This is a genomic window from Priestia sp. P1_B12_1 (assembly GCF_056406695.1).
On the sequence record NZ_JBFTZR010000012.1, the window covers coordinates 69,840 to 83,295 of the forward strand.

The 13,456-nt window shown below is 33.6% G+C and carries 10 protein-coding genes; 9 read left to right on the forward strand and 1 reads right to left on the reverse strand.

Features of this window, described 5'->3' with window-relative positions; all coding sequences use genetic code 11:
* Window positions 1-24: 24 nt before the first annotated feature.
* The 9 genes from AC1D0Y_RS24890 (at window position 25) to AC1D0Y_RS24930 (ending at window position 11,295) form a co-directional block, all read left to right on the forward strand.
* Window positions 25-1,083 (forward strand): zinc-dependent alcohol dehydrogenase, encoded by a 1,059-nt coding sequence (locus AC1D0Y_RS24890; protein WP_477708026.1) that lies wholly within the window; start codon window positions 25-27, stop codon window positions 1,081-1,083.
* A gap of 40 nt (window positions 1,084-1,123) precedes the next feature.
* Window positions 1,124-1,918, forward strand: coding sequence for a sugar phosphate isomerase/epimerase family protein (locus tag AC1D0Y_RS24895; protein WP_477708027.1), 795 nt, complete (start codon window positions 1,124-1,126; stop codon window positions 1,916-1,918).
* Between the two features lie 13 nt (window positions 1,919-1,931).
* Window positions 1,932-2,969, forward strand: a complete 1,038-nt coding sequence (locus AC1D0Y_RS24900; RefSeq protein ID WP_377553645.1) for a Gfo/Idh/MocA family protein — start codon at window positions 1,932-1,934, stop codon at window positions 2,967-2,969.
* Window positions 2,966-5,191 (forward strand): glycoside hydrolase family 65 protein, encoded by a 2,226-nt coding sequence (locus tag AC1D0Y_RS24905; RefSeq protein WP_477708028.1) that lies wholly within the window; start codon window positions 2,966-2,968, stop codon window positions 5,189-5,191. Before AC1D0Y_RS24900 ends, AC1D0Y_RS24905 begins: the two co-directional genes overlap by 4 nt.
* Before the next feature lie 54 nt (window positions 5,192-5,245).
* Window positions 5,246-5,929: a beta-phosphoglucomutase gene (pgmB, locus tag AC1D0Y_RS24910; protein ID WP_477708029.1), complete on the forward strand. Its 684-nt coding sequence runs from the start codon at window positions 5,246-5,248 to the stop codon at window positions 5,927-5,929.
* 413 nt (window positions 5,930-6,342) lie between these two features.
* Window positions 6,343-7,233: an EamA family transporter gene (locus AC1D0Y_RS24915; protein ID WP_477708030.1), complete on the forward strand. Its 891-nt coding sequence runs from the start codon at window positions 6,343-6,345 to the stop codon at window positions 7,231-7,233.
* A 268-nt stretch (window positions 7,234-7,501) separates the two neighbouring features.
* Window positions 7,502-8,980 carry a spore germination protein gene (locus AC1D0Y_RS24920; protein WP_477708031.1) on the forward strand — a complete coding sequence of 493 codons (1,479 nt, stop codon included), beginning with the start codon at window positions 7,502-7,504 and terminating at the stop codon, window positions 8,978-8,980.
* Between the two features lie 2 nt (window positions 8,981-8,982).
* Window positions 8,983-10,152, forward strand: a complete 1,170-nt coding sequence (locus AC1D0Y_RS24925) for a Ger(x)C family spore germination protein (protein ID WP_477708032.1) — start codon at window positions 8,983-8,985, stop codon at window positions 10,150-10,152.
* Window positions 10,153-10,173: 21 nt separating this feature from the next.
* Entirely contained in the window at window positions 10,174-11,295 is a 1,122-nt protein-coding gene (locus AC1D0Y_RS24930) for a GerAB/ArcD/ProY family transporter (protein WP_477708033.1), read from the forward strand.
* Between the two features lie 418 nt (window positions 11,296-11,713).
* On the opposite strand, the gene AC1D0Y_RS24935 is transcribed toward AC1D0Y_RS24930, so the two are convergent.
* A complete protein-coding gene (locus tag AC1D0Y_RS24935; RefSeq protein WP_477708034.1) occupies window positions 11,714-12,742 on the reverse strand; it encodes a LacI family DNA-binding transcriptional regulator in 1,029 nt (342 codons plus the stop codon).
* Between the last annotated feature and the right edge of the window lie 714 nt (window positions 12,743-13,456).

The window sequence follows — 13,456 nt, forward strand, 5'->3', positions numbered from 1 at the left end:
ATAACGAAAGGAAGTTATTCGAAAATGAAAAAATTAGTTGCTGTAAAGCCAAGAGAGGCTGCTCTATTACACTATGAAGATCAACAGGTTAAACCAAATGAAGTGAAAATTAAAGTGGATTTTGCCTCTCCTAAACACGGTACAGAAGTAATTGATTTCCGGGGATTAACACCATTTATGGGAGAAGATTTTTCGGAAGAATGGCGTATGTTTATGCCACGAGAAGAAGGAGAAAAACCAGGGATTGTATTCGGTGAATTTCAATTAGGAAATATGGTAGTAGGAAAAATCATCGAAATGGGTAGTGATGTAACTGAATATACAATTGGAGAAACTGTTTGTACATACGGACCCGTTATGGAGACTGTCATTGTAAATGCTGTTAACAATCATCGATTACGTAAAATGCCCGAGGGTGCAAAGTGGCAAAATGCTGTTTGCTATGACCCAGCACAATTTGCACTAAGTGGTGTAAGGGATGCTGATGTTCGAGCAGGTGACTATGTTGTCGTTGTAGGCTTAGGCGCTATTGGTCAAATTGCAATTCAACTTGCAAAAAAAGCTGGAGCAAGTCTTGTTATAGGCGTTGATCCACTTAATCGTCGATGTGAAATTGCTAAACGTAACGGGGCTGATGTATGTTTTGATCCAACATCATGTGATGTAGGGTTTGAAATTAAGAAACTTACCAATAAAATTGGGGCGGATTCCATTATTGAAACAAGTGGAAATGCAGCTGCTCTCCAGGCTGCACTAAGAGGAATTGCATATGGAGGCACTATTTCTTATGTAGCTTTTACTAAACCTTTTCCGGAAGGATTAAACTTTGGTCGTGAAGCTCATTTTAACAACGCTAGGATTGTTTTTTCTCGTGCAGCAAGTGAACCAAATCCAGATTATCCACGTTGGAACAGAAAACGTATTGAAGATACTTGTTGGGACTTACTAATGAATGGATATCTTAATTGCGAAGATATCATTGATCCAGTAGTTTCATTTGAAGAGAGTGCGGAAGCATATATGAAATATATAGATCAACAACCTGAGCTAAGTATTAAAATGGGGATTCAATATAAGAAATAGGAATTATATAATGACAAATGTTTTGAACAGGAGAGTATGTATGAAAATTGGAACTCAAAATCAATTATTTTTCCCTGAAGACATTAAAGAAAAATTTCGTTATCTAAAAGATATAGGTTTCGAAGGATTTGAAATAGATGGAAAAATGTTAGTTAATCATTTAGATGAAATTAAAGAAGCGATTGCTGAAACTGGGCTTCCAGTAACTACTGCTTGTGGTGGATATGATGGATGGATTGGAGACTTTATTGAAGAGCGCAGAGTAAACGGCCTAGCTGAGATAAAACAGATATTAGAGGCGCTAAAAGAAGTTGGTGGAAAAGGCATTGTGGTGCCAGCAGCATGGGGAATGTTCACTTACCGCCTTCCTCCAATGGCTTCTCCACGTAGTAAAACTGGAGATTGGAAATCTGTAAGTGAATCTCTTATATATCTAAATGGCATTGCTGCAGAAACAGGCACAATTATTTTCTTAGAACCATTAAACCGTTATCAAGATCATATGATTAATACACTTGCAGATGCACGAGCTTATATAGAGAAGAATAAGCTAGATCATGTAAAAATAATTGCAGATTTTTATCACATGAATATTGAAGAAGATGATATTTCTCAGTCCTTATACACTCACAAGGATTTAATAGGACATATCCATGTAGCTGATAATCATCGCTATCAACCGGGTAGTGGAAGTCTTGATTTTAGAAAACAGTTTAACCAGTTAAAGCAAAATGGATATGAAGGTTATATAACTTTTGAATGTCGAGTTAGAGGTGAGAATCCAGAAGGCGAATATATAAAATCGCTGAAATATTTAAGGGAAGCATTAAGCTGAAAGGAGCTATAACGTGACTAAGAAGAAAGTTGCAATTATTGGGGCGGGACAAGTCGCCGAAAAAGTACACATTTCTTATTATCATAGGCGAGAAGAGATTGATTTAGTTGCAGCAGTTAGCCCTAATTTCGAACGAGTAAAAGCTTTTGCTGAACGTAATGGTATCCCTAATTATTACACAAATGAAGATGATATGTATATCGCTGAAAAGCCGGATATTGTTAGTATTTGTACACCAAATAAATTTCACTATGAGAATGTAATAAAAGCTTTAGAAAATGGCTGTGATGTAATATGTGAAAAACCGCCGGCTATATCTGCTGAAGAGGCTCATGAAATGAAAAGAGTTGCAGAGAAAAATAACTGCCTCTTGACTTATGATTTTCATCATCGTTTTGCAGATGATGTGAAGATCCTTAAAGAAAAAGTCTTAGATGGAGTGCTTGGTGATATCTATGTAGTAAAAGTAAAAGCTCTTCGCCGTTGTGGAATACCCGGCTGGGGAACTTTTACTAATAAAGAAGTCCAGGGTGGAGGACCTCTCATCGATCTAGGTATACATATGTTAGATGCTGCTCTACATGTTATGGATTTTCCAAAGGTAGAAAGTGTAACAGCTAAAATGTTTCAAAAAATAGGAACAAAAAAATCCTATGGAACACTTGGGGAATGGAATCCAGATAAATTTGGAGTAGAAGATTCTTTATTTGGCTTTATAGAGTTAGAAGGTGGACGGTTGATACAAATTGAAACATCATTTGCCTTAAATATGAAAGAAACATCAATAATGAATGTTGAATTTTATGGGGATCAGGCTGGGGCAACACTCTTTCCTGCCCAAATTTATAAGGATGAAAAAGGTGAATTGGTTTCTTTATTAAACAGAGAAGAAGCAGATCCTGAGCGTCATCAAAAAAGTATGGCTGCTTTTGTAGACAAGTGTCTAGGAGAAGATGTAATGGTAGCTAATGCTGAACAAGGTTATATTATTCAAAAAATAGTAGAAGCTCTCTATCAATCTGCTGAAAAAGGTGAGCGTATATCGTTATGAAAACAGAACAAATAATTTATGAAAATCAGTTTAATTTAGAGACTATTAATAAATTTGCAAGCTTAATGACTGTAGGAAATGGATTTTTAGGGGTTCGTGCAACTCATGAAGAAGATTATACTGAACAAACTAGGGGAATGTATGTAGCTGGAATATATAATAAAGCGTTACCAAATGACACATCTGACTTGGTTAATCTACCTGATTTAGTAGGAGTGAAAATTAAGCTTGATGGACAACTTTTTTCATTATTAGACGGTGAAATTCTCTCTTATGAAAGAACATTAAACCTTTTTAACGGGGAACTGAAGAGAGAGGTAATGTGGATGAATAAAGATGAAGCTCGCTTTAAATTTATTTTTCAACGTTTTGTAGCTAAAGATAAGTTACATGTTCTTGCCTCGAAAATAACAATTATTAGTCTAGATAAAGAAGTTGATTTACAGATTGTAACAGGTATCAATGCGCAGCAAACAAATTTTGGAAGGCAACATATGATAGAAGAAAAGCTGCGTATCTTTGAGGAAAAATATATGCAGGGCATATATACGACAACTGAATCTGGACATACAGTCGCTCTAGCTACGAGTTTTTTATATCCTCCTAAAAGTAAGGTTTCTTATGGTGCAAAGAATAGGCAATTACAATCAACTGTTGATCAAAAAATGGTTGTTGGGAACCCCTATGTTTTTGAAAAGGTAGGAACTGTCTTTACATCTCTTAATAATATAGATGTGACAGATCTCGATAAATTAAGTCTAAACTCTATAAAGCATTATGCTTCACAAGGATACGACTTATTACTTACAGAATCAGCCCTTAAATGGAAAGAGTTTTGGGGAAATAAAAGAATACAAATACATTCTACAAATAAATTTGACCAGCAAGCTATAGATTTTGCTTTATATCAATTAGAAATTATGACTCCTGCTCATGATGAAAGATTTAGTGTAGGTGCTAAGGGCTTAACTGGAGAAGGTTATAAAGGCCATATATTTTGGGATACAGAAATCTTTATCAAACCTTTCCACCTTCTTAATGAGCCCAAAATTGCTAAACAATTGCTTCGCTATCGATATTTAAAATTAGAACAAGCTAAAGAAAAAGCTATAAAGAACGGATATAGTGGTGCTCTATTCCCGTGGGAGAGTGCGTTCTCTGGCGAAGAAGAAACTCCTGAATATGCAGCAATAAATATTAAAACAGGTGAACGCCAAAAGGTTGCTTCGGCATTGGCAGAACATCACATTGTTGCTGACATAGCTTATGCAGTTGTAAATTACTACCAGGCAACCCTTGACGACGAATTTATGAAAAAAGAAGGTTTAGCATTACTTAAAGAAACAAGTCGCTTTTGGATTAGCCGTGCAACAGAAGATAAAGGAAAACTTGTTATTAATAATGTAATTGGTCCAGATGAATATACCGAGCATATTGACAATAATGCGTATACAAATTATATGGCTTATTACAACGTAGAACAAGCTCTTTACTTTATGACTCTGTACGAAGAAGTTGATAACTTACTTATTAAACTATGTCGAGATTTTCTCGATCGAATTTACTTACCTAAGCCAAATGGTAACAATATCATTCCACAAGATGATACATTTCTAGATAAACCCGAAATAGACCTAACTTCTTATAAGAAAAAACAAGGTAGTCAGAGTATTTTATTGGACTATTCACGAAAAGAAGTAAATGAGATGCAAATCTTAAAGCAAGCAGATGTTGTAATGTTATTATATCTATTTCCAGATTTATTCTCCAAGGATGTAATCTTAGATAACTTACATTATTATGAACAGCATACTATCCATGACTCTTCGCTTAGCAAAGCAATTCATGCGATTGTTGCAGCAAGATGTGGAGAAACCACTATTGCCTATAAATTTTTTAGAGAAGCTTGTTTAATAGATTTAGGATCTAACCCTAAATCTTCTGATGAAGGAATTCATGCAGCTTCCTTAGGCGCAATATGGTTAGCAATTGTTTATGGATTTGCTAATATTACTTTAAAAAAAGATCGACTAGCTCTTAATCCCGAACTTCCAGCTGAATGGGAAGAAATTCAATTTCCAATACAATATCGAGGAACTAAATTAATTATCTCGTTAACTAAAAACGAAATTAATATAACTAAGGTTTGTGGGCCAGACTTAATAGTTGAAATAGGACACCAGGAATACCTATTAGCTCAAAATATTAACGTCAATCTATAAAATTTTTAGGTATCTAAACTAAAAGATAATACCACCAAAAAAGGGGATTAATCAATGAATGATCGTTATATAGATGCTGTAATATTTGACTTAGATGGAGTTATTACGGATACAGCTGAGTATCATTTTTTAGCTTGGAAAGCTCTTGCAGATCAATTAGATATTAAAATAGATAGAGAGTTTAATGAGAACTTAAAAGGCGTTAGTCGTCTAGATTCCCTTGAATTAATTTTAAAACAAGGAAACCGTCAAAATGACTTCTCCTTAGTAGAAAAAGAAGCATTAGCTAATCAGAAAAATGAATTGTATTGTAATTATCTAACCAACCTTTCTCCTAAAGATATTCTACCAGGAATTCCTGAATTAATTAGGAATATCAAAGAAGAGGGGATATTAATTGGAGTAGCTTCCGTCTCTAAAAACGCAGGTACAGTTTTACAAGCACTTGGATTAAATCTAACCTTTGATTATTGTGTAGATGCAGCAAAAATTAAAAGGTCAAAGCCAGATCCTGAAATTTTCTTAACAGCATGTGAGAAATTAAATGCTGATCCTAAAAAATCAATAGGTATTGAAGATGCTGTAGTAGGAATAGATGCTATTAAAGCAAGTGAAATGTTTGCTGTAGGAGTAGGAAATATCCTTGATAAAGCAGATTACAAAGTAGAAAATACTAAACAACTTGAATGGACCAAAATAAAGAAAGTATACACTAACTTAATAAATGTAAACAAATGATTCTCAATATAGTAATTAGAAACAAAGGTAGTTACTTATTAGTAATTATCTTTGTTTTAATGTGTTTAAAACTCTACAGGAATCAATGTAACTATCAACAAACTAATATTTATTAATTAGAGAAAAATAAGTAATTTTCTAAATTAGTTTTGCCTTTTCACCTTTGTAAAAGCTTTTACCTATTAAAGAAAAGTCTTCTTTTTGAAGAGTTTCTTCTATTACTTAATTACCTTTCTATATTCTAGCTTGCTAGATAGATTCAGGAATTTTATAATATAAAGGATTGAAATAATTAAAAGCTGTAAAAAGGTTTACAGCAGGTGGATTTTTATGTAAATTTATCACTTTACTTTTCGCCACCCATCTCTACTAGGAGATGGGTGGCTTTATTTTGTTTTATGGAGGATTTAATAATGAAAATTTGGAGCTATGCGTTACTTGTCTTTTTAGGTGGCTGTTCATATGGAGTAGTATCAACATTTGTTAAAATAGCATATAGTCAAGGCTTTAGTCTAAGTGAAATAACAGGATGTCAATATTTTATGGGCTCTATCATGTTGTGGGTCATTTCAATCTTTGTTCCAAAGGTACGTTTAAAGTATAAACAGTGGCTAAGTTTAATGATAAGTGGGATACCTATGGGTTTAACAGGTATTTTTTATAATCAAACTCTTAGTTATGTTGATGCTTCGTTTGCCATTATTCTTCTACTGCAATTTACATGGATCAGTATCATTTTACAATATATCTTTAACAAGAAAGTACCTAACCGTAAGCACTTAATTGCAACAGGAATCATCCTTTTCGGTTCTATCCTTGCTTCTGGCTTTTTGAAAAATGAGATGACTTTCTCGCTTACTGGCATCAGTTTTGGTATGCTTGCTGCTTTATCATTTGCTTGTTTTATTTTCCTCAGTGGACGTACAGGTATAACTATTCACCCAATTTACAAAAGTGCCATTATGACATCGGGAGCTTCATTAGTAATATTTATTTTTTTACCTCCGGTGTTTCTTATAAACGATGAGCTTACCAATGGTTTGTGGTTATACGGTCTTCTCGCTGGGTTCTTTGGTTCACTTATTCCCCCTATTTTATTTAATATTGGTATGCCCAAAGTCGGCGGAAGCTTAGGCACCATTCTAAGTGCCTCAGAACTACCAATGGCTGTAACTATGTCTACCTGTATTCTGCATGAAACTGTATCCTTGCTTCAATGGATAGGCGTAGTTATCATTCTATTGGGGATTGCTTATCCAAATATTCAAATACGTCAAACTTCCTTATCTGAAAGTAGATATTGATTGGTTAAGGAAAACTATTAACAAAACAAACTGAGCCTTCATTGTGTAGCAACAACGAAGGCTCAGTTTGTTTTGTTTTTTTTTTTTAGACTATAAGTAAATCTCAGTATAAGGCGTATATAGTGCAGCTTACCTTTATTTTGAAAAACTAAGAGATAACCTTATTATATCTTTGGTTGTTTTTCATAAGAATAAATTTTTTAACTGTAAATAATTACTATCAACAATGGGAAGAATAAAAGAAATTCATTTTGCCAGGAGGAATATGATGCCGTCCTCATTGCTTGAAATATATATAGAACGGATTAAAGAAACGTTAGGTAATCCTACTGACCTTGTAGTTAGAAACCTAAGAATAAAAATGAACCATCAAAAGGTGAAGACAGCCCTTGTTTATATAGCTGGAATTGTAAAAGAAGAGGAAATCGAAGACTACATCATTGAGCCTATGCAACGACTTGTAATAAACGATGCGGAAGATGGTATCCTACATACGTTGCAACATGAAATACTACAAGTTAAAGCTGTAACCATCGTTACATCACTTGACGAACTTGTCAAAGAATTGTTAAAAGGACAAACAGCTATTCTTGTGGAAGAGCAAGAACATGTTTTGCTAGGCAACACTTCCATGTGGAAAGAAAGAGCTATCGATGAAGCCCATGGACAACGAGTAGCTAAAGGTCCTGTGATTGGCTTTAATGAAAATTTAGATACAAATGTCTCGTTACTTAGAAAGTTTATTAAAAGCGAAGATCTACGCTTTGAGAAACGTACATTAGGGACGATTACAAATACAGATATTTGTCTTGTTTATCTCGAAAAAAAGGTTGATAAAAAGGTATTAAGCGAACTTAATAAAAGATTAGAGAAAATTAACTTGGAAAAAGTGTTAGAGTCGAATTATATAGAAGAATTTATTAGTGATGATTTTTTTACACCTTTTCCCCTTACATTATCGACTGATCGACCAGATGTAGTAACTGGAGAAATAACAGAAGGGAAAGTAGCAATATTAGTGGAAGGTACCCCCTATTCGTTAGTAGTACCTGCTGTATTGATTCAATTCCTCCAGGCTCCTGATGATTATTATTATAAAAGTGGAGGGTTTCTCAGGCTATTTAGAGCTGCTGCTTTAATTTTAGCGATTTATCTCCCGGCCTTGTATATAGCGTTTGTTAATTTTCATCCAGGCTTGTTACCAGGTGATTTATTAATAAGTCTCATTTCGCAAAGAGAAGGAAAACCATTACCCTTAGTGATTGAAGTATTATTATTTATGTTTCTTTTTCAAATTATATTAGAAGGCGCTACCCGCCTTCCAAAAACATTAGTTTTTGTAATCTCCATTGTGGGAACGATTATCATCGGTCAATCGGCTGTAGAAGCTGGACTTGTTCAACCAGCGACTTTACTTGTAGTCAGTACGTCTTATATTTTTTCTTTCGTAAATCCTATCGTTACATTAGCTCCTGCCGTGCGAACAATTCGATATGTATTTATTTTATGTGCTGCATTTTTAGGTCTGTATGGGGTCATTATGGCTACTTTAATATTACTTTTTCATTTGAATCACTTGCGATCATTTGGAGTTCCCTATTTATCTCCCCTCTCTCCATTTAATATTCACGATCAGAGAGATACGGTTTTTAGAGCTCCATTCGATGAAACTGCAAATCCTGTTCATTCTTTTCATCATGAAGAGCCAGTTTCAAAAGACCGTACGAAAAAAGGGAAAGGAGAGTAAACGTGAAAAAATTAGTGCTTCTTTTTCTTATCTTTTTTTTCTTTATCTTTTCCCTTGGTAACCTTAGTATCAACGAATTAAATGAAAACGCTTTTGTATATGGACTTGGAGTCGATAAAACAAAAGATGGATATCGTGTTTCCATGCAGATAGTTAACCCCCATCCCTTAAACGCTCCAACAGACAAGCCTTCCGTTGTTGTATATGAAGACGAGGCAAGGAGCATAGGAAAAGCTGTAGAACTGATCTCAAAAAAGACTCCCCGAGAACTTCTTCTTTCACAAATTCAGGTTGTTCTAATTGATGAACAGCTGGCAAAGAAACAAGGAATAAATGAGGTATTGAACTACCTTTTACGTAAACCTGGCCTTAGCTCGACGGTAGACATTCTCGTTATGAATCATATGAAAGCATTTGATGCTTTACGCGTTTTTTCTTCGATGGAAGAGATACCTACAAGTGAAATACTAAAGACTGTCATTAATACAGAAGAGAACTGGGGGTCTCATCAACGAGTTTTTCCACTACAGTTAAAAGCAGAGGTTCTTTCAACAGGAAAGGAAGCAGTTATTCCAACATTAAGTATATCCGGTAAGGTAAACAGTGCGGAAAAAAAGAAAAACCTTGAACAGTTAGCGCCTAAATCGTATTTGCAACTTTCTGGCTTAACTGTGTTAAGAGGAGATAAAGAAGTGGGATGGCTTAATGATAAATTAAGTCGAACTTATTATCTAACAAAAGGAAAACTAAAAAGTAGCTACTTCACTTCCCCTTGTTCCAAGCATGAAGAATTTGGATTAACGATTATAAAAGCAAAAACAAATATTAAAGGGTCTATGGTAGATGGAAGACCCTCTTTTAACATTCGAACAAAAATAGTGGGAGATCTGGATGAGCTTAACTGTAATATAGATGTTTCTACTCCCTCACATATAAAGAGTCTGGAGAAAGAAATGGAAAAGGAAGTAAAAAACCAGATTGTACAACTAATTAAAGAGTCTCAAAAATTACAATCTGATTTTATTGGTTTTGGCGATATATTAAGAATTGATGATAAATTCGAATGGAAGAAAATCGATGAAAGATGGAAACAAGCATATCTTGAATCAAAGTTTGATATAAAAGTAAAAGTTATGATTAGAAATTATGGAGATGCAAATTTACCTTCATAAACTATAAACGAGGTTGAAAAAATGCAAATACAACGAATCGGAACGTTTCAGCTATTTACAATGGTTGTGCTTTTTGAATTAGGAAGTGCGATCGTTTTAGGGATTGGTTTGGATGCGAAGAAGGATGCGTGGATTGCTTTATTAGTAGGAACAATTTGTGGAATGGGTCTCTTCTTTTTCTACACTTATTCCTATCACTTAAGTGGAGAGAGAGACAGTTTATTAAATATGCTGCAAAAAGCGTTTAATCGTCCTATTAGTCGTATCCTTGCTTTTCTTTATTATGGATACTTTCTCTATATAGCTGCACGTGTCACAGCTGACTTTTCTTTTTTTATTAACGAAGTATTACTTACAAACATGAATGGTCGTGCTTGGCTTATTAAAATCACTATTTTATTACTTGTAGCGTATATTTGTTATTTAGGTATTGAAGCAATTGGGCGTACTTCTGAAAATTTATTCTTTCTTATGCTGTCGTTTATCCTGTTAGTTGTTACTCTTATGTTCTTTCAAGAACAGTTTGATTTTAATCGTCTAAGACCTGTATTAGAGAATGGATGGATGCCCATCTTGCACACTGTTTTTCCAACCATTATAACGTTCCCTTTTGGAGAATCGATTGTATTTTTATGTTTTTTTCAATTTTTATCCTCATTTTCTCCGTTTTTAAAAAGGGGATGGCTATCTATACTCATCTCAGGGATTTTACTGATTTTCGCGGCCATTTTGAATGTAGGGGTATTAACAGCTGATTTAGCACAGTCTTTTAATTTTCCCTTTATTGAAACGATTGAACATATAAACTTCTTAAATTTTATCCGTCATGTAGAGCTACTGGCTGTTTTGGTTTTCATGATTGGCGGTTTAATAAAGATTCTTCTCTTTGCATATGCAGGAATCACAGGAATGTCCGAATTATTCAACTTAAAATCTTATAAAAAAATAATTATCCCTTTGTTATTAATTGTCTATCTGATATGCGTACTGTTTATGAAAAATTACGCCGTTCATATATACATTGGTTTAAAGATTATCCCGATGTACGTAGCCCTTTTCTTCCAGATTTTTATACCCGTCTTGTTTTTTATATCTTTATTAATTAAGAAGCAAAGGAAACAGAGAAAAACTAAAAGTAGTTAACTTTCATACGGCAAGTAAATCCAAATCTCTAAGAGGACAGGTTTTGAAAAAAATCTGTCCTCTTAGAAAACTTAATAATAAAGCTTTTCACCCTTGTAAGATCCTTAAGTTACGTATATTGGTTCATAATCAAAGGACCTTTTGTAAAATAAGAATATCTACTTTAAACTTGAGATAATACGTTTACTGAACTCACCGTTAATTCTTTCAAAACTAACCAGTCCCTTCATAATATGAATCAAATTATGAGTAAACAAGAAGAGTTATCTTTGTCACAAATTATTTAAGATTGGTCATTACCATGTACCCTGTAAAATTGAAAGATGACATTCCAAAACTATGGTATGCTCTTTTTTTATTGAGAAAATATGCAGCATATTCAATAAGCTTGCTTGTCTACTCAAAAAATAAAGAGATTTTACTTATTATATTGCTTATGTTTTGAATAAATCCTTACTGAATTTCGTTTCATCAATGTTCCACAGAGCAGGACAGAAACAAAACTTTTAACTTTCCCTTCAATCGTATTTAATAATGTATTAATTGTTAAATCAATCATCTCATCTAAAGGCTGTCGCCAGGTAGTTAAAGAATACCGTTGCCATGAAGCCATTATAGAATCTCCCATTCCTACAATTGATACATGTTTAGATACGGATAACTTTAAAACTTTGGCTGCATCAATTGCTCCTAATGCCATAATATCATTTGTACAAAATATAGCATCTGGAGGAGAAACACTGTTCAACAGTCGTAAGGTAGCTCTATAGCCACCTTCATAGGTATAATCTTCTACTGCAATAATTATTTCCGCACCTCGTTTTTGGAGAGTTTCACGGAATCCTTTTTCACAGTCTTCTCTTATTCCAGCACTCATAGGAACTGTAATATATGCACATCGACTATGATTTTGTTTAAGTAAATACTCTCCTACATACTTACCAGCTGCATAGTTGTCACAACCTATAAAATGATAGGATGGAGAAAAAACTTTGGTGTAGCGATTAAAAAGTATAACTGGTATATTGAATTTGGAAAGATGGGAAATAACGGTTGGAGATAATAAAGCATCTACTGAAACTATCCCGTCTACGTTGTATTCAAGAAATTGAAAGATTTCCCCTTGCTGAACTTCATCATTTTCAGTGTAGGAAAGAAGAACATAATACCCTTTTTTATTTAAATATTCAGAAATTTTTAAATGGATATCTGAATATAGCAAACTTTGTTTATTTCTTATAATAACGCCTATCATTCTTGTTTTATTCTTAATTAATCCTCTTGCGAGAGCATTCGGACGATACCCTAACTCTTCAGCTACTTCCCATACACGATTACGCGTTTTTTCAGATACAAATGGGCTAGAACTAAAAACGCGTGATACTGTTGATTGCGAAACTCTAGCAAGTTTAGCAACTTCTATTGAATTCAATTTTGTTTTCTTCAAACCAGTACCTCCTTAAAAATAATTTCTTTTCTTCCAAGAAATTTAAATGGCATATCATTTTATTTGAATTTTTTTAAGCAATTTAGAGAAATACATTCGAGCTATGCCTATCTATACAATTTGAGCATGCTCTTTAATTTTTAAAGACTGTACTTTTCCTTTCTCTAATTCTTTTTGGCTAGATTCGCTCCATCTTTTAAAAAATTCACTTTATTATCTATATAAAGTACGGCTGCAACATTTATAATAAAAAAATCTTTAATGGGAGAAGGTTTGTATGAGATTGAAAAGAAGCAGGTTCTACTAAGGGTGTCGTCTGTCCAAAATCAAAAAGAATTCATCTATAAACTGTTTGGGTTGACCTTATAAGTTAGTAATTTATAAACATGTATAGGATATTCATTATATTTTATGTACTGAAACAAATTAACAATTTGAATAGAAGATTACTACAAAATTTTTAAAGATTTTTATGGCCTTTTTTGGGAGTAGAATAAATTATTATAGACATAATAATCCCTATAAACAATACAATAAATTTTATAATTGTATTTAGAATGATATTGGAGAGCGTAAAATATCTTGTGTAAATGAATAAATACAAAAAGGAAGACCTTTTCTTGTAGAATTAAGTCACCACAACCAATTCAAAGAAAGAAGGTCTTCCTATGAATCAGTTTACAACAGATCTTGTTCAAGCTCTAGTCCAAAAAG

Excerpts from the sequence above, each read along its gene's own strand:
- AC1D0Y_RS24890 (WP_477708026.1), top strand. The coding sequence starts at position 25 with ATGAAAAAATTAGTTGCTGTAAAGCCAAGAGAGGCTGCTCTATTACAC.
- pgmB (WP_477708029.1), top strand. The coding sequence starts at position 5,246 with ATGAATGATCGTTATATAGATGCTGTAATATTTGACTTAGATGGAGTT.
- AC1D0Y_RS24915 (WP_477708030.1), top strand. The coding sequence starts at position 6,343 with ATGAAAATTTGGAGCTATGCGTTACTTGTCTTTTTAGGTGGCTGTTCA.
- AC1D0Y_RS24930 (WP_477708033.1), top strand. The coding sequence starts at position 10,174 with ATGCAAATACAACGAATCGGAACGTTTCAGCTATTTACAATGGTTGTG.
- AC1D0Y_RS24905 (WP_477708028.1), top strand. The coding sequence starts at position 2,966 with ATGAAAACAGAACAAATAATTTATGAAAATCAGTTTAATTTAGAGACT.
- AC1D0Y_RS24895 (WP_477708027.1), top strand. The coding sequence starts at position 1,124 with ATGAAAATTGGAACTCAAAATCAATTATTTTTCCCTGAAGACATTAAA.
- AC1D0Y_RS24920 (WP_477708031.1), top strand. The coding sequence starts at position 7,502 with ATGCCGTCCTCATTGCTTGAAATATATATAGAACGGATTAAAGAAACG.